This is a genomic window from Sphingomonas cynarae, assembly GCF_039537815.1.
GTDB classification, from domain to species: Bacteria; Pseudomonadota; Alphaproteobacteria; order Sphingomonadales; family Sphingomonadaceae; genus Sphingomonas; species Sphingomonas cynarae.
Genome location: NZ_BAABBF010000002.1, coordinates 181,101 through 199,089 on the forward strand (window position 1 = coordinate 181,101; position 17,989 = coordinate 199,089).

The 17,989-nt window shown below is 68.2% G+C and carries 10 protein-coding genes; all 10 read left to right on the plus strand.

Features of this window, described 5'->3' with window-relative positions; genetic code table 11:
• The first annotated feature begins 30 nt into the window (after positions 1-30).
• Positions 31-714, plus strand: a complete 684-nt coding sequence (locus ABD719_RS04115) for an ABC transporter ATP-binding protein (RefSeq protein WP_344692119.1) — start codon at positions 31-33, stop codon at positions 712-714.
• Positions 711-3,215 (plus strand): ABC transporter permease, encoded by a 2,505-nt coding sequence (locus ABD719_RS04120; RefSeq protein WP_344692120.1) that lies wholly within the window; start codon positions 711-713, stop codon positions 3,213-3,215. The genes ABD719_RS04115 and ABD719_RS04120 overlap by 4 nt, the downstream gene beginning before the upstream one ends.
• A 204-nt stretch (positions 3,216-3,419) precedes the next feature.
• Positions 3,420-3,785: a DUF4440 domain-containing protein gene (locus tag ABD719_RS04125; protein ID WP_344692121.1), complete on the plus strand. Its 366-nt coding sequence runs from the start codon at positions 3,420-3,422 to the stop codon at positions 3,783-3,785.
• 152 nt (positions 3,786-3,937) lie between these two features.
• Positions 3,938-4,279 carry a DUF2934 domain-containing protein gene (locus ABD719_RS04130; protein WP_344692122.1) on the plus strand — a complete coding sequence of 114 codons (342 nt, stop codon included), beginning with the start codon at positions 3,938-3,940 and terminating at the stop codon, positions 4,277-4,279.
• A gap of 14 nt (positions 4,280-4,293) precedes the next feature.
• Positions 4,294-6,306: an alpha-1,4-glucan--maltose-1-phosphate maltosyltransferase gene (locus tag ABD719_RS04135; protein ID WP_344692123.1), complete on the plus strand. Its 2,013-nt coding sequence runs from the start codon at positions 4,294-4,296 to the stop codon at positions 6,304-6,306.
• Between the two features lie 11 nt (positions 6,307-6,317).
• Positions 6,318-9,545: a maltose alpha-D-glucosyltransferase gene (gene treS, locus ABD719_RS04140; RefSeq protein WP_344692124.1), complete on the plus strand. Its 3,228-nt coding sequence runs from the start codon at positions 6,318-6,320 to the stop codon at positions 9,543-9,545.
• Between the two features lie 222 nt (positions 9,546-9,767).
• Complete coding sequence (gene glgX / locus ABD719_RS04145) at positions 9,768-11,867, plus strand: glycogen debranching protein GlgX (RefSeq protein ID WP_344692125.1); 2,100 nt, start codon at positions 9,768-9,770, stop codon at positions 11,865-11,867.
• Positions 11,864-13,573 (plus strand): malto-oligosyltrehalose trehalohydrolase, encoded by a 1,710-nt coding sequence (treZ, locus tag ABD719_RS04150; RefSeq protein WP_344692126.1) that lies wholly within the window; start codon positions 11,864-11,866, stop codon positions 13,571-13,573. The genes glgX and treZ overlap by 4 nt, the downstream gene beginning before the upstream one ends.
• The gene (gene malQ, locus ABD719_RS04155) at positions 13,570-15,552 is read left to right on the plus strand and encodes a 4-alpha-glucanotransferase (protein WP_344692127.1); all 1,983 of its coding nucleotides are present in this window, start codon (positions 13,570-13,572) and stop codon (positions 15,550-15,552) included. Before treZ ends, malQ begins: the two co-directional genes overlap by 4 nt.
• The gene (gene treY / locus ABD719_RS04160) at positions 15,549-17,939 is read left to right on the plus strand and encodes a malto-oligosyltrehalose synthase (protein WP_344692128.1); all 2,391 of its coding nucleotides are present in this window, start codon (positions 15,549-15,551) and stop codon (positions 17,937-17,939) included. The genes malQ and treY overlap by 4 nt, the downstream gene beginning before the upstream one ends.
• Positions 17,940-17,989 lie beyond the last annotated feature (50 nt).

Genomic DNA, 17,989 nt, shown 5'->3' on the forward strand with positions numbered 1-17,989 from the left:
CATCCGTCCCGCCAACGCGATCGTCCTTACATGCATGAATCTGCCGCCGATATGGTGATCGATGTCCGCAAAGTCACGCTCGCGCTGGGGGAGACGCGCATCCTGCACGGCATCGACCTGGCGGTGGCGCGCGGCGAAAGCCTCGCGCTGCTCGGCGCGTCGGGATCGGGCAAGTCGTCGCTGCTCGCGGTGCTGACCGGGCTGGAGCGCGCGGGCGGCGGGCAGGTGCGCGTCGCCGGGCTCGATCTGGGCGCACTGGACGAGGATGCGCTGGCCCGCGCCCGGCGCGGCCGCATCGGCATCGTGCTGCAGGCGTTCCACCTGCTGCCGACGATGACCGCGCGTGAGAATGTCGCGGTGCCGATGGAACTGGCCGGCATCGCCGACGCGGCCGATCGCGCGACGGCGGAACTGGTCGCGGTCGGCCTCGGCCATCGGCTCGACCATTATCCCGCGCAACTGTCGGGCGGCGAGCAACAGCGCGTCGCCATCGCCCGCGCGCTGGGGCCGCGCCCGCCTTTGGTGTTCGCGGACGAGCCGACCGGCAATCTCGACGCCACCACCGGCATCCAGATCATGGACCTGTTGTTCGACCGGCGCCGGGCGACCGGGGCCACGCTGGTGATCGTCACCCACGATCCCGCGCTGGCCGATCGCTGCGACCGCATCGTCACGCTGGCGGATGGCCGCATCCTGTCGGACGTGCGCGCTTGAGCGCCCGATCCGGAAAATGGTCGCTGGCGTGGCGGCTGGCCCGGCGCGAGATCGACTGGCGCTTCCGGGGCCTGCGGTTGCTGGTCGTGTGCCTGTTCCTCGGCGTCGCGGCGCTCGCGGCGATCGGCAGCCTCGCCGATGCGATCGGTCGCGAACTGGCCGACCGGGGCGCCGCGATCCTCGGCGGCGATCTGCAACTGGCGGTGTCGCAGCGCCCGGCCAGTCCGGCCGAACAGGCGGCGATGACGCGGGCCGGCACCGTGTCGACCACGGTGCGGATGCAGGCGAACGCCGTCGCGGGTGAGGCGGTGGTGCCGATCCAGCTGAAGGCGGTCGACGCGCGTTATCCGCTGGTCGGTCGCGTCACCCTGCGCGGCGGCCGGCAGGTGGACGCCCCCGCCCCCGGCGAGGCATGGATCGCCCCCGCGCTCGCCGATCGTCTCGGCCCGGTGCGCGCGGTGCGAATCGGCAGTGCGCGGTTCCGGGTCGGCGGCGTCATCGTCGACGAACCCGACCGGCTGGGCGAGGGGTTCACGCTGGGGCCGGTCGCGCTCGTTTCGATGGCCTCGTTGCCCGCGACCGGGCTGGTGCAGCCGGGCAGCCTGTACGAATACCGCTATCGCCTCCGCCTGAACCCCGGCCTGTCGCCGGACCGTATCGCGAAGCGGTTTCAGGCGGCGTTCCCGGCGGGCGGCTGGGCGACGCGGACGCGCGACAACGCCTCGCCGGGGGCCTCGCGCTTCGTCGGGCGGATGGGCCAGTTCCTGACGCTGGTCGGGCTCGCCTCGCTGGCGATCGCCGGGATCGGGGTCGGCGGCGGCGTCGCCTCGTTCCTCGCGCAGCGGAGGCAGGCGCTGGCGACGCTGAAGGTGCTGGGCGCGACCAGTGGCGATGTCGCCCGGATCGTCGCGATCGAGGTCGGCGCGGCGGCGCTGGTCGGGGTGGGCGCGGGGCTGCTGGTCGGCGCGGCGGCGGTGCCGGCGCTGGTCGCGGCGGCACGGTCGGTGCTGCCGGTCGCGCCGGGGTTCGTGCTGGAGCCATGGCCGCTGCTCCGCGCCGCGCTCTACGGTCTGCTCGTCGCGATCGCCTTCGCCGCGCCGCCACTGGCCAGCGCCGGGGCGACGCCCGCCGCGGGGCTGTTGCGCGGGGCGCTGGCGCCGATGCGCAGCGGCGGCCGGCGCGGCTGGCTGCCCGCGCTGATCGCGGGCGGGGCGGCGCTGGCGCTGGCGATCGGCACGGCGGACCAGCCATGGCTGGCGGCCGGCTTCCTCGGCGCGGTGGCGGCGACGCTGGCGCTGCTCGCCGGGATCGGCCGGGCGATCCGGTGGATGCTGGCGAAAATGCCGCGCCCCCGCCGGCCGCTGCTGCGCCTCGCGGTCGCGGCGTTGCACCGGCCGGGCGCGCGGACCGAGGCGCTGGTGGTGGCGCTGGGGCTGGGGCTGACGCTGTTCGTGCTGCTGGCGGGCATCCGCACCAGCATCGACGCCGCCGTCGCCGCCACCATCCCCGCCCGCGCCCCCGCGCTGTTCGCGCTCGACGTGCCGCCGGCGCGCGAGGCGGCGTTCCGCGCCACCGTCGCCCGGGTCGAGCCGCGTGCGATCGTGAAGACGGTGCCGTTGATGCGCGGCACCATCACCGGCTACCGCGACATCCGCGTCGCCGATCTAAAGGAACTGCCCGAGGGCGCATGGGCGCTGCGCGGCGAACGCGGCCTGACCTATGCGGCAACGGTGCCGGAGGGGAGCAGCCTGACCGCCGGCAGATGGTGGCCGCGCGACTATCGCGGCGAGCCTTTGGTGTCGGTCGACGAGCGACTGGCCAAGGCGCTCGACCTGAAACTGGGCGACCGGCTGACGGTGGCGCTGCTCGGTATCGAACGCAGCGCGAAAGTGGCCTCGTTCCGGCGGATCGAGTGGGACACGCTGGGCTTCAACTTCGTCATGGTCTTCTCCCCCAACGCCATTCAGGACGCGCCACATAATCTGGCCGCCACGATCGACATGCCGCCGGGGCGCGAGGGGGCGGTGACGCGGGCGCTGCTCGCGCCCTTCCCCTCGGTATCGGTGGTGGAGGTGCGCGGGGTGCTGGCGCAGGTGCAGGGCATCGTCGGGCAGGTAGCGACCGCGATCGCGGCGGCGGCGGGTGTCGCGGTGGCGGCGGGGATCGCGGTGCTGATCGGCGCGATCGCCGCGGCACGGGAAGCGCGGACCTATGACGCGGTGGTGCTGCGGATGCTGGGCGCGACCCGGTGCCAGTTGCTGGCCGGCCAGGCGATCGAATATGCGCTGCTGGGATCGGTGCTGGCGGTCGTCGCGCTCGCGCTGGGGCTGGGCGGTAGCTGGTACGTCGTCACGCAACTGTTCGACTTCCCCTTCGCGCCCGACATGGCGGTGGTGCTGACGACGCTGCTCGTCGGGCTGGGCACGGTGGTGGCGATCGGGCTGGCGGGGGCATGGCCGATCCTCTCGGTCCGGCCGGCGCGTGCATTGCGCCAGTTATAGGACGGGATGATATCGGCCTGACCCGTTCCGTCATTGCGAGCGTAGCGAAGCAATCCAGAGCCCGGCGCGTGACGCCCTGGATTGCTTCGCTACGCTCGCAATGACGAATGGATGGGTTTCACGTCATCAAGCTTTAGGACGCCTATACGGGAACGATCCGCGCCGCCGTCCGCTCTCTCGCCGACCAATCAGCGGAGAGTGACGATGGACGACCAACGCGTCTGGGCTTTCGAGGAAAGCCTGTGGACCGCCGATGCGGACCATTACCGGGAATCGATCGACGACGAATGCCTGATGGTATTGCCGCAGCCCCCCTTCGTGATGAGCGGCGCGCAGGCGATCGAGGCGGTCGCCGCCACGCCGCGCTGGTCGTCGGTCGAGCTGTCCGGCCGGCAGATCGCCCGGCCCGAGGAAGGGCTGATCGTCGTCGCCTATCATGCGAAAGCGACGAAGGGGGACGAGACGTACGAGGCGCATTGCACCTCCACCTATCGCCGCCGCGCGCATGAGGACTGGCTGGTGGTGCAGCACCAGCAAACCCCGCCGCTGACCGCCGCCGTCGAAGCCTGAGGGCATCGGCGCCCTCACCGTCATCGGCCGCGCAGGTGCGCAATCTTGTCGCATCCATGCAACCCGTGGCGGCCATGGCGGTTGTCGCTGTGACGTGCCACGGGTTGCGGCAGCGGGAAACATGAGCGCCCGCTGTCGAGGGAGAAGAAGCCATGTCTGAAGAACGCGAACAATCCATCCGCCGCCGCGCTTACGAACTGTGGGAACAGGGCGGTGGCGATCACGGCCGGGATCAGGATCACTGGCACCAGGCCAGTGGCGAGATCGATGGCGCGGGTGACGCTCCCGCTCCCAATGCGGTGGCCCCCGATGGCACCACGTTCGGTGATGCGACCGGGGCAACCGATACGGCCGAGGGTGACGGCGGCAACGGCGCCAGCATCGTCGAGGCGGAAACGGCCGCGCCCCCCACCCCCGTCGCGCCGGTGAAGCCGGCGGGTAAGGCTGCGGCCTCTGCGTCGAACCGACCCCGCAAGACCAAGACCACGAAATAAGGCGAACGATCCCGATGGCCGATGTTCTTTCCCCCACCACGTCGGCCATCCTCGCCGCCATTCCCGATCCGGATATCTCGACCGCCGCCCCGCGACTGGTTGTCGAGGATTTGTCCCCGCGCGTCGACGGTGGCGACTATCCGGTGCGCCGGCTGGTCGGCGAGACGGTGACGGTGGAAGCCACCGTCTTTACCGATGGCCACGAACAACTGGCAGTCGACCTGCTGTGGCGTGCGGTGGACGAGGCGGACTGGCGCCGGGTGCGGATGGCGGCATTGCCCACCGATCGCTGGCGGGCGGAACTGGTGCTGGAACGGCTCGGCCGCCACGAATATGCGGTGGAGGGCTGGCTCGACATCTATGGTGGCTTTCGCCGCGATTTCCGCAAGAAACTGGATGCCGGCGTCGCGCAGCCGGTCGATTATCAGGAAGGGCGCGGTTTCATCGCCGCCGCCGCCGCACAGGCTGATCCGTCGCAACGCAAGGCGCTGGAGGCATGGGTGAAGCGGTTGAAGGCGGCGTCCGACGATATAGCGGGCGCGGCACTGTTGCTCGACGACGATCTCGCCGTGCTGATGGACGATGCCGATCGACGGCCGTTCGCGCTGCGCTCGACGCGGCAACTGATCGATGCGGAGCGGACCGCGGCGCATTTTTCGTCTTGGTACGAACTCTTCCCGCGCTCGATCACGATCGATCCCGACCGGCACGGCACGTTCGACGATGTGATCGGCCGCCTGCCGCAGATCCGCGACATGGGCTTCGACACGCTGTATTTCCCGCCGATCCACCCGATCGGGCGCACCAATCGCAAGGGGCCGAACAACAGCCTGATCGCCGGTCCCGACGATCCCGGCAGTCCCTATGCGATCGGATCGGCCGATGGTGGGCACGAGGCGGTACATCCCGAGCTGGGCGGCTTCGCGGCGTTTGCGCGGCTGGTGGAGGCGGCACGCGACTATGGTCTGGAAATCGCGCTGGATTTCGCGATCCAGTGTTCGCCCGACCATCCGTGGCTGACCGAGCATCCCGGCTGGTTCGCGTGGCGGCCGGACGGATCGATGAAATATGCCGAGAATCCGCCGAAGAAATATCAGGATATCGTCAACGTCGATTTTTACGGCCCCGATGCCGTGCCCGATTTGTGGCTGGCGCTACGCGACGTGGTGCTGTTGTGGGTCGGACAGGGGGTGAAGACCTTCCGTGTCGACAATCCCCACACCAAGCCGCTGCCGTTCTGGGAATGGATGATCGGCGACGTGCGCGCGCAGCATCCGGATGTGATCTTCCTCGCGGAGGCGTTCACCCGGCCGACGATGATGTACCGTCTCGCCAAGGTCGGCTTCTCGCAAAGCTATACCTATTTCACATGGCGCGACACCAAGGCGGAACTGACCGAATACATCACCGAGCTGACGACGACCGCGCCGAAGGAGTTTTACCGCCCGCACTTCTTCGTCAACACGCCCGATATCAACCCGGTCTTCCTTCAAACGTCCGGCCGCCCCGGCTTCCGCATCCGCGCGGTGCTGGCGGCGACGCTGTCGGGCCTGTTCGGTGTCTATTCCGGGTTCGAACTGTGCGAGGCGGCGGCGATGCCGGGCAAGGAGGAGTATCTCAACAGCGAGAAGTACATCGTCAAGCCGCGCGACTGGAACGGCCCCGGCAACATCGTGCAGGACATCGCGATGCTCAATCGCATCCGGCGGCAATATCCGGCACTGCAGACGCACCTGAATACCCGGTTCTACGTCGCGCAGAACGATAACATCGTCTGGTACGGCAAGCCCGATCCGGATGGCGCTGGCCTGATCTGCGTGATGGTCAACATGGACCCGCACAACGAACAATCCTGCGCCTTCCAGGTACCGTTGTGGGAATTCGGGCTGGACGACGATGGCAGCGTCGACGTGGAGGACCTTGGCGAGGGCTATCGTTTCCGCTGGTATGGCAAGGACCAGACGATCAGCATCGCTCCCGACCAGCCCTATCGCATCTGGCGCCTGACGCCGGCTACCAACGCATGAACGGAACAGCGGTGACGAACGACACGATCGATACGAACGCCACGACCACCAGCGGCATCGGCGACGATCCGCTCTGGTACAAGGACGCGGTGATCTATCAGGTCCACGTCAAATCCTTCTTCGATTCGAACAATGACGGGATCGGCGATTTTCAGGGGCTGCTGCAACGGCTCGACTATATCGCGGACCTTGGCGTCACCTGCATCTGGCTCCTGCCCTTCTATCCCAGCCCGCGCCGCGACGACGGGTACGACATCGGCGCCTATTGCGACGTGTCGCCCGATTACGGCACGATGGAGGATGCGACCGCGTTCATCGCCGCCGCCCATGCGCGCGGCATCCGCGTCGTTACCGAACTGGTCATCAACCACACCTCGGACCAGCATCCCTGGTTCCAGGCCGCACGCAAGGCACCGCCGGGCAGCCCGGAACGCGACTTCTACGTCTGGTCGGACGACGACAAGCTGTACAGCGGCACCCGCATCATCTTCCTCGACACCGAGAAATCGAACTGGACGTGGGATGAAGAGGCGGGTGCCTATTTCTGGCATCGTTTCTATTCGCACCAGCCCGACCTGAATTTCGACAACCCGGCGGTGCTGGCCGAGGTGCTGAACGTGATGCGCTTCTGGCTCGACCTGGGGGTCGATGGCCTGCGGCTCGATGCGATCCCCTATCTGATCGAGCGCGACGGCACCTCGAACGAGAACCTGTCCGAAACCCACGACGTGCTGAAGAAAATCCGCGCCGCGCTGGATGCCGAATATCCCGACCGGATGCTGCTGGCCGAAGCGAATATGTGGCCCGAGGATACGCAGCAATATTTCGGCGACAGCGCCGCGGCGGGCGAGGCGGGTGACGAATGCCACATGGCGTTCCACTTCCCGCTGATGCCGCGCATGTACATGGCGGTGGCGCAGGAGGATCGTTTCCCGATCACCGACATCATGCGCCAGACGCCCGATATACCGGCGAACTGCCAATGGGCGATCTTCCTGCGCAACCATGACGAGCTGACGCTGGAAATGGTGACCGACGCGGAACGCGACTATCTGTGGAACACCTATGCCGCCGATCGCCGCGCGCGCATCAACCTCGGCATCCGTCGTCGCCTCGCGCCGTTGATGGAGCGGGACCGGCGCCGGGTCGAACTGATGAACGCGTTGCTGCTAACGATGCCGGGCACGCCGGTGCTGTATTACGGCGACGAGATCGGGATGGGTGACAACATTCATCTCGGCGACCGCGACGGGGTGCGCACGCCGATGCAATGGTCGCCCGATCGCAACGGCGGCTTCAGCCGCGCCGATCCGCCCCAACTGACGCTCCCCGTGATTCAGGACCCGCTCTACGGCTATCAGGCGGTCAACGTCGAGGCGCAGGAACGCGACGGCCATTCGCTGCTTAACGCGGTCAAGCGGATGCTGGCGGTGCGCCGCGAACACCCCGCCTTCGGGCGCGGCACGCAGCGTTTCCTGCGCCCCGCCAATCGCAAGATTCTCGCCTATGTCCGCGAGCATGAGGGCGATACGATCCTGTGCGTCTTCAACCTCGGCCGCACCGCGCAGGCGGTGGAACTCGACCTCGCCGAATTCGATGGTCGCACCCCGATCGAATTGACCGGCGGCACGCCGTTCCCGCCGGTCGGGACGACGCCCTATGTCCTGACGCTGCCGCCTTACGGCTTCTCGTGGTTCGCCCTGTCGGCGGAGGCGGACGCGCCCGTCTGGGCGACCCCGCCCGCCGCACTGGAGGCGGAACGCTTCACCTTCGTGCTGCGGCCGGACCTGACCGATATCGGCGTCGGCGCCAACCGTTCGGTGCTCGAACGCGACCTGTTGCCCGCCTATATCGCGCAGCGCCGCTGGTTCGGCGGCAAGGACGAAACGCTGCGCGCGGTGCGCCTGCTGCGGCTCGACCCGCTGCCCGGCAGCGACGACCTGCTGCTGGCCGAGATCGAGGTGGAGACCGATCGCGCCGCCACCCGCTATGCGCTGCCGCTCGGCATCGCGTGGGAGGGTGACGTGCAGGGCCGGTTCGCCGCCGGGCTGGCGCTGGCCCGCGTGCGCCGCGGCCGCCGTGTCGGGCTGCTGACCGACGGCTTCTCGGTCACCGAATTCGCGCGCGGCGTGACGGCCGCGATGCAGACGGGCACGGTGATCGGCAACGGTCAGGACGCGCTCGCCTTCTCGGCGGACGGGCTGGAGATCGACGGGGAAGCCGAACTGGAATGGCTGACCGCCGAACAGTCCAACAGCTCGATGGTGCTGGGTCAGTCGGTGGTGCTGAAGCTGCTCCGCAAGCTGGAGGCCGGTGTGCATCCCGATGCGGAGATGGTCCGCTACCTGACCACCCACGGGTTCGAGGCGGTGCCACCGATTCTGGGCGAGGTGCGGCGCATCGGCGACGATACGCTGCTGATGCTGGCGCAGCGCTTCGTCCATAACCAGGGCGATGCCTGGAGCTGGACGCTGGGCGTACTGGAACGGCTCGCCACTGCCGACGACGCCACCTTCGCCAACTATGCCAGCTTCGCCGAGACGTTGGGTCGGCGGCTGGCGGAGATGCATGCGGTACTGGCGCGGCCCAGCGACGATCCCGCCTTCGAGCCGACGACGCTGGCGGCGGGGGATACCGCGGCGCTCGCCGCCGACGTGCGGGGCGATGTCGAACGGGCGCTGGCCCGGATCGACGCGGCGGGTCTGACCGGCGAGGCGGCGGAATGGCTGGCACAGCACCGCGATACGCTGCTCGCGCGGATCGACACGGTGGCGCGGGGTGCCGCAGGGCAGCCACTGACCCGTATCCATGGCGACCTGCATCTGGGACAGGTGCTGGTGACCGGCGGCGACGTGATGCTGATCGATTTCGAAGGTCAGCCTGTCAAGCCGCTTGCCGAACGCCGCGCGAAGGATCTGCCGTTGCGCGATGTCGCGGGCATTCTGCGCTCGTTCGACTATGCCACCGCCGTCGCCGATCGCTCGCGCCCGCCTGGCCCGGAGACGGAGGCGTTGCGTGCCGAGCACCGCTATGCCCGCTTCTGTCACCGCGCGCGCGAGACGTTCCTCGACGCTTATCGGGACGCCAGCGATGCCGAACCGGATGCGGCGCTGCTCGACCTGCTGCTGGTGGCCAAGGCCGCGTATGAGGTCGGGTACGAGGCGGCGAACCGCCCCGACTGGATCGAGGTACCCGTCGACGGTCTGTTCCGTGCCGGGCGACGGCTGGTCGGCGGGTAATCTTCGCCCGGCCGATGTCGATCGACGCCTCGCTCCTTTCAGGAGATGGGGCGTCGATCCGGTTTTCTTTCGAAAGTTTCCCGCGAGAAACATTCCGGGAACATGTTGCCCGGTTGACCTGGTCCGAATGGTTCGATGCTGCCATGCACAATATTGAACCGTACCGGGAACACCGCTTCCGGCGGACGGTTGACCCCCCGCATCCAAACAAGGGGTTCCGTCTTGAGTTCACTGCCCGACCGGCTCGACGCCGGATCGCCTTATCCGCTTGGCGCCACCTGCGTGGGCGAGGGGGTGAATTTCGCCGTCTTCTCCGCCAATGCCGAGAAGATCGAGTTGTGCATCTTCGATGCCGCCGGCAAGCGCGAGCTGCAGCGGCTGGAGCTGCCCGAGTGCACCGACGAGGTATGGCACGGCTTCCTGCCCGATGTCGGCCCCGGCCTGGTCTATGGCTACCGCGCGCACGGTCCCTATGCGCCGGAACAGGGGCACCGGTTCAACCCCAACAAGCTGCTGCTCGACCCCTATGCGCGCAAGCTGGTCGGCCAGATCAAGTGGAACGATGCGCTTCACGGCTACAAGGTCAGGGACAAGCGCGAGGACCTGAGCTTCGACAAGCGTGACAGCGCGCCCGCGATGCCGAAGGCGATGGTGGTCGACGATCACTTCGATTGGTCGGGCGATCGCAAGCCCAACACGCCGTGGTCGGAAACCGTGGTGTACGAGGCGCACGTCAAGGGCCTGACCAAGCTGTTCGAACTGGTGCCCCCGCAGGAGCGCGGCACCTACAAGGCGCTGGGCCACCCCAAGGTGATCGAGCATCTGAAGAAGCTGGGCGTCACCGCGCTGGAGCTGCTGCCGATCCAGGCGTTCACGCAGGACCGCTTCCTGCAGGAAAAGGGCCTGCGCAATTATTGGGGCTACAACACGCTGGCGTTCTTCGCGCCCGAGCCCAGCTATTTCGCGACCGACAGCCAGGACGAGCTGCGTCGCGCGGTGCGCAAACTGCACGCGGCGGGGATCGAGGTGATCCTCGACGTGGTGTACAATCATACTTGCGAGGGATCGGAAAAGGGGCCGACGCTGTCGTGGCGCGGTCTGGATAATGCCACCTATTACCGCGCCGTGAAGGACGACGCCCGTTATTCGATCAATGACACCGGCACGGGCAACACGATCAATACCGACAAGGCGCGGGTGATCCAGATGATCACCGATTCGCTGCGCTATTGGGCGACGAGTTTCGGCATCGACGGGTTCCGGTTCGATCTGGGGCTGACGCTGGGGCGGACGGAGAACGGCTTCGATCCGGGCCATGCGTTCTTCGACGTGCTGCGGCAGGACCCGATCCTGGGGCGGCTGAAGCTGTCGACCGAGCCGTGGGACATCGGGCCGGGCGGTTATCAGCTTGGCAATTTCCCGCCGGGCTTCGCCGAATGGAACGACAAGTATCGCGATACGGTGCGCAAGTTCTGGCGTGGCGACCCCAGCCAGCGGGGCGATCTGGCGGCGCGGCTGTCGGGGTCGGGCGACCTGTTCGACCGGCGTGCGCGGCGGCCCTGGGCGACGGTCAACCTGCTCGCCGCGCATGACGGCTTCACGCTGGCGGATACCGTCGCCTACGAGGAGCGCCACAACGAGGCCAACAAGGAAGACAATCGCGACGGCCACTCCGAAAACTACTCGCGCAACTGGGGCGCGGAGGGCGAGACGGAGGATGCGGGCATCCTGAAGACGCGCGGCGACGTGCAGCGATCGATGCTGACGACGCTGTTCGCCTCGCTCGGCACGCCGATGCTGGTCGCGGGCGACGAGTTCGGCCGGTCGCAGGGCGGCAACAACAATGCCTATTGCCATGACGACGAGATCAGCTGGCTCAACTGGTCGAAGAAGGAGACGCCGGAGGGCAAGTCCCTCTACGACTTCACCTGCCGGCTGACCGAATTGCGCCGGCGTTTCCCCGTGCTGCGGGCGAAGTCGTTCCTTTATGACGGGGACTCGCCGGGACAGGGCATCGGCGCGATCGAATGGTGGGACGAACGCGGCGAAAGCCTGTCGTCCGACGATTGGAACAACCCGGAAGGCCGTGCGCTGCTGATGCGTCGTGCGATCAAGCTGGACAGCGGCGAGATCGAGGCGGTGTCGCTGCTGCTCAACGGATCGGACGATCCGATCACCTTCCACCTGCCGCCCCCGCATGCGACGCGGATCGTGCTGATCGACAGCACGAAGCCCGATCAGGGCGAGACGTCGTTCGAGGACGAATATGAACTGGGCGCGCATGGTGCGGCGCTGATCTGCTGGAAGGTGGAGGCCGAATGACGATGCGCTGGGGGCCGGAACTTGGGGCCGGGGGGCAGACGATGTTCCGCCTCTGGGCACCCGATCGCGACGCGGTGACGCTGGAGATCGACGGCGCGGCGGCGTTGCCGATGGAGCGTGGCGACGGCGGCTGGTTCGCCGTTGCCGCCCCCGCGCCGGCCGGCACCCGGTACCGGTTCCGCCTGTCGGACGATCTGGCGGTGCCGGACCCAGCGTCGCGCGCGCAGGACGGCGGCGTCAATGGCTGGAGCATGGTCGTCGATCCTGCCGGTTATCGCTGGCGCAGCGACGATTGGGCAGGGCGGCCATGGGAGGCGATGGTGATCGAGGAGGTCCATGTCGGCCTGCTCGGCGGCTTCGCAGGCGTGGCGGCGCGGCTGCCGGCCCTGGTCGATCTGGGCACCACCGCGATCGAACTGATGCCGGTCAACGCGTTCGGGGGCATGCACAACTGGGGCTATGACGGCGTGCTGCCCTATGCCCCGGCGGAAAGCTACGGGACGCCGGACGACCTGCGCGGGCTGGTCGACCGGGCACATGAACTGGGCATCTCGGTGTTCCTCGACGTGGTGTATAATCACTTCGGGCCGGACGGGAATTATCTGGGCGAATATGCCAAGGGCTTCTTCCACGCGGATGTGAAGACGCCGTGGGGTGGCGCGGTGGCGGTGGACGAGGAGCCGGCACGGCGCTTCTTCATCGACAACGCCCTGATGTGGCTGGAGGAATACCGGATCGACGGACTGCGTTTCGACGCGGTCCATGCCATTGCCAATAATGGTTTCCTTGATGCGATGGCGGCCGAAATCCGCGAGCGGGTGACAAGGCCGGTGCATCTGGTGCTGGAGAACGAGAGCAACGATGCCGACCGGCTGGCAACGGGGAAGTTCGACGCGCAGTGGAACGACGATTTCCACAACGTGATGCATGTCCTGCTGACCGGCGAAACCGACGCCTATTATGCCGATTTCGCCGAACGCCCGGCGCAGCGGCTGGCGCGGTGCCTGTCGGAAGGCTTCATCTATCAGGGCGAGGGATCGCCCAATCACGACGGCAAGCCGCGCGGCACGCCGTCCGCGCACTTGCCGCCGACCCGGTTCGTGTCATTTCTGCAGAACCACGACCAGATCGGCAACCGCGCGCTGGGCGAGCGGCTGACGCTGCTGGCCGAGCCTGCCAAGCTGCGCGCGGCGACATTGCTGCTGCTGCTGTCGCCGCAAGTGCCGCTGCTGTTCATAGGCGATACCAGTGGGTCGGAATCGCCGTTCCTGTTCTTCACCGACTTCCATGACGAACTGGCGGATGCGGTGCGTGAGGGGCGGCGGGGCGAGTTCGCCAAGTTCGCCGCCTTCGCCGATCCGGCCAAGCGCGAGGCGATCCCCGATCCCAACGCGCAGGCGACGTTCGATCGCTCCCGCGCACAGGATGGCCCGCAGGCCGCCGAGTGGCAGGCGTTGTACCGGCAACTGCTGGCGGTGCGCCATGAAAGGATCGTGCCGCATCTGGCGGGCGCGACGGCGATCGGCGCGGAGGCGGTCGGTGAGGCGGCGGTGGTCGCCCGCTGGCGTCTGGCAGACGGCGCGACGCTGACGATCGCGTTGAATCTGGGCGATACGGCGATCACCGTGCCAGCGGGCAAGCCGGTGGCGGCGGTCGGCACCCCCGGCGATGCGGCCAGCGCTGCCGCCTGGATCGACCCGGCATGAGCGCGCTTCACGATCTCGCGCATGAAGCGGGGCTTCAGATCGACTGGACCGATGCCGGCGGTCAGGCGCAGCGGGTGTCGGATGACGCGCTGGCCGGCGTGCTGCGCGCGCTGGGTCACGCCACCGACAGCGATGTGGGCCTGACCGAAGCGCGCGAGCGGCTGGTGGCGGCGCGGTCGGGTGAGGCGGCATCGTTCGTGTCGGGCGATATCGGGCAACCGATCCCGCTCGCCGGGATGGACGGCACCGGCGAACTGGTGCTGGACGATGGCGAGCGGCGCACGGTCACTATCGCGGGCGCGATGCCCGCGATCGATCGGCCCGGCTATCACACGCTGACGGTGGGCGATCACACGCTGACCGTCGCGGTGGCGCCGGCACGCTGCTTCATGGTCGACGATGCGTCACCCGGCCGGCGACTATGGGGACCGGCGGTGCAGATTCCCGCACTGCGAGACGGTCGCGATACCGCGTTCGGCGATTTCGGTACGCTGGGCCACAGCGCGCGCGCCTTTGGGGCGGCGGGGGCGGATGCGGTGGCGATCAGCCCGTTCCACGCGCTGTTCCCGGCCGATCCCGGCCGCTTCAGCCCTTATGCGCCGTCGAGCCGGTTGTTCCTCAATATCCTGTACGGCGATCCGGGGCTGGTCGGCCTGCCTGTGACGGGCGAGGACGCACCCGACCTGATCGACTGGCAGGCGGCGATCCCGCAGCGGATCGCGCATCTGCGTCGCGCGTTCGATGCGCGGACTGATGCGATCCGCGATGCGGTGGCGGCGTTCGCGGTCGAGGGGGGCGACGAACTGGTTCGCCATGCCCGTTTCGATGCGCTGCACGCGCATTTCTTCGGGCAGGGCGCGCGGGGCTGGCAGGACTGGCCCGCCGCGTTCCACGATCCGGCCGGCGACGCGGTTGCCGCCTTCGCACGGGATCATGCCGATGACGTCGGTTTCTACCTGTTCTGCCAGTGGCTGGCCGATCGCAGTCTGGCCGAGGCGCAGGCCGCGGCGGTGGACGGAGGTATGCGCCTGGGCCTGATCGCCGATCTGGCGGTGGGGATGGACGCGGGCGGCAGCCATGCATGGAGCCGGCGCGACGACCTGATCGCCGGCCTGTCGATCGGTGCGCCGCCCGACCTGCTGGGGCCGGACGGACAGAATTGGGGCATCACCGGCTTTTCCCCGCAGGCGCTGCAACGCACCGGCTTCGCGCCGTTCATCGCGACGATCCGGTCGGCGGTGCGCCATGCCGGCGGCATCCGCATCGATCATGCGATGGGGTTGCAACGGCTGTGGGTGGTGCCGGACGGCCGGTCTGCTAGCGAGGGGGCGTATCTCTCCTATCCGATCGACGACATGCTGCGCGTGCTGGCAATCGAATCGCAGGCGGCGCAGGCGATCGTGATCGGCGAGGATCTGGGCACCGTGCCGGAGGGGTTCCGCCCCCGGCTGGACGCACGCGGCGTGCTGGGGATGCGGGTGATGCCGTTCGAGACGGACGGCGACCGGCTGAAGCCACCCGCCGCCTATGATGCGCAGGCCGCGGCGATGACGGGCACGCACGACCTGCCGACCGTCACCGGCTGGTGGCGCGCGCGCGATCTTGATCTGATCGACGAACTCGGCCGCTCGACCCGGAGCAAAAGCCGTGCCCATGCCGATGAACAGCGCGCACGCGAGCGGACCGGCTGGTGGGACGGATTCATCGCTTCCGGCGTGGCGCACGGGCCGCAGCCCGATCCCGACGACGGCGCACCGGTGGCCGATGCCGCGCTCGGCTTCGTCGGCACCACTCCGTGCGCGATCGCGGTGGTGCCGATGGAAGATGTGCTGGGCCTGATCGAGCAACCCAACCTGCCGGGCACCACCGACGAACATCCCAACTGGCGGCGGCGGATGCCGGCCGACACCGACGATCTGCTGGGGAGCGATGACGTTGCCGCCCGGATCGCCACGATCAATGAAGCGAGAACCGCATGACCCCGCGCGCCACCTACCGGTTGCAACTGCACAAGGACTTCACCTTCGCCGATGCGACGGCGATCGTGCCCTATCTGGACAGGCTGGGCATCAGCCACGCCTATCTGTCGCCGGTCACCACCGCGACGAAGGGGTCTACCCACGGTTACGATGTGGTCGATCCGACCGCGATCAACCCCGAACTGGGCGGCGAGGCGGGGTTCCGCTCGTTCGTCGCTGTTCTCCGCGATCACGGCATGGGCGTCGTGATCGACATCGTGCCCAACCACATGGGCGTCGCGGGCGGTGAGAATGCGTGGTGGAACGACGTGCTGGCGCGCGGCAAGGACAGCGATCATGCCGATGTGTTCGACATCGACTGGCGCACCCCGGTGGTGCTGCCGGTGCTGGGCGATCCGCTGCCCAAGGCGCTGGCGGATGGCGCGATCGCGGTCGAGGGGAACGAGATCGTCGCGTATGGCGAACATCGCTTTCCGCTGCGGCCCGAGGATCACGGCATCGGCGCGGTCGAGGGCGACGAACTGGTCGCCCTGCTCGATCGCCAGCATTACCGGCTGGCGTGGTGGCGCACCGCCGACGACGAACTCAACTGGCGGCGTTTCTTCACCGTCAACGAACTGGCGGGCGTGCGCGTCGGCAACGAGGCGGTGTTCGAGCGCACCCACGAGTTGTATTTCCGCCTGTGGCGCGAAGGGCTGATCGACGGCGTCCGCATCGACCATGTCGACGGGCTGACCGATCCGGTCGGCTATTGCCGCCGCCTGCGCGCCCGGTTCGAGGCGATGACGCGCGCGGACGGCATGCCTGCAATCATCTGGATCGAGAAGATTCTGGGCGCTGGCGAGCCGCTGGCGACCGACTGGGGCATCGACGGCACCAGCGGCTATGATTTCATGGAGGAGGTCGCCGGCCTGCTCCACGATCCCGCCGGCGAGGAACCGTTGGCGACTGCCTGGGCCGCGCTGAGCGGCCGGTCCGCGACGTTCGAGCCGGAGGAATTGCAGGCGCGGCAGGACGAACTGGCGTGGCAGTTCGAGGGGCAGTTGCGTGGGTGCGTCCGCGCCTTCGTGACGCTGGCCGACAGCGATGCCGACAATGTCCTGACCGAGGCGATGCTGCGCCGCGCGATCGAGCGGCTGCTATGGGTGTTCCCGGTCTATCGCACCTACGGATTGGGCGATTCCGCACCGGCCGGCGATGCCGCGATCCGGGCCAAGGCGCGCGAGCGGGTCGATGCGCTGATCCCGCCGGGCGAGGAATTCGTGGTCGACGCGGTGCTGGCATGGCTGGCGGGCGAGGGGCCGGGCGACCGCGATCTGGCGACCGAGGCGGTGCGCCGCTTCCAGCAATTGTCCGCACCCGTCGCGGCCAAGGGCGTGGAGGATACCGCCTTCTACCGGTATGGCCGGTTGCTGTCGCGCAACGATGTCGGCTTCGACGCGACCGTCTTTGCGTGGGAGATCGACGGGTTCCACGAGGCGATGGCGGCACGGGCGCGGAACTGGCCGCGCGCGCTGCTCGCCACCGCGACGCACGATCACAAGCGCGGCGAGGATGTGCGGGCAAGGCTGGCGGTGCTGAGCGAGGTGCCGGACCGGTGGCAGTCGCACGTCGCGCGCTGGAACGAACTGGCGGCGGCGGCACTGGAGGGCGTCGACCCGGCGGATGCGTACATGCTCTACCAGACGCTGTACGGCGCATGGCCGGAAGGGTTGGCGACCGACGATGCCGCCGGGCTGTCGGCGTTCGCCGAGCGCGTCAACGCATGGCAGGAAAAGGCACTGCGCGAGGGCAAGCTGCGTTCGTCATGGGAAGCGCCGCAGGAGGAATATGAGGCGCGGTGCAAGGCCCTGACGGAGACGTTGCTCGATCCAGCGCGATCGGCGGATTTCCTTGCCGATCTGGCCGAACTACATGATGCGACCGAAGCGGCAGCGCGCGCGAACACGCTGGCGCAGATGACGTTGCGGCTGACCGTGCCGGGCGTGCCCGATACCTATCAGGGGACGGAGATGCCCGATCTCAGCCTCGTCGATCCCGACAATCGGCGGCCGGTGGACTATGCCGCGCGGGAACGGGCACTGGCGGATGGCGGATCGCCGAAGCTGGCGGTGCTGGCGGAATTGCTGGCGCTTCGGCGGGCGCATCCGGCGGTGTTTGCCGAAGGTGACTATAAACCCGTGGCAGTATCGGGGGAACGGGCCGGGCATGTCCTCGCCTTCATCCGGCAGGCCGATGACGAGCGGTTGCTGGTCGCGGTGGGGCTGCGGCTGTCCGATATGGACGATGCCGGTTGGTGGGGCGATACGGTGCTGGATGTCGAGGGCGAGATGACTCCGCTCGCGACGCTGTTCAGCGACCGGACCGTGGCGGCGCGTATCCTATAACGTTCCGTCTTTGCGAGCGTAGCGAAGCAATCCAGGGACCTGCATGAAAC

Bases quoted from the DNA above. Each gene is read 5' to 3' on its own strand.
- treZ (WP_344692126.1), top strand. From the start codon at position 11,864: ATGACGATGCGCTGGGGGCCGGAACTTGGGGCCGGGGGGCAGACGATG.
- ABD719_RS04115 (WP_344692119.1), top strand. From the start codon at position 31: ATGCATGAATCTGCCGCCGATATGGTGATCGATGTCCGCAAAGTCACG.
- ABD719_RS04135 (WP_344692123.1), top strand. From the start codon at position 4,294: ATGGCCGATGTTCTTTCCCCCACCACGTCGGCCATCCTCGCCGCCATT.
- ABD719_RS04125 (WP_344692121.1), top strand. From the start codon at position 3,420: ATGGACGACCAACGCGTCTGGGCTTTCGAGGAAAGCCTGTGGACCGCC.
- treY (WP_344692128.1), top strand. From the start codon at position 15,549: ATGACCCCGCGCGCCACCTACCGGTTGCAACTGCACAAGGACTTCACC.
- ABD719_RS04130 (WP_344692122.1), top strand. From the start codon at position 3,938: ATGTCTGAAGAACGCGAACAATCCATCCGCCGCCGCGCTTACGAACTG.
- malQ (WP_344692127.1), top strand. From the start codon at position 13,570: ATGAGCGCGCTTCACGATCTCGCGCATGAAGCGGGGCTTCAGATCGAC.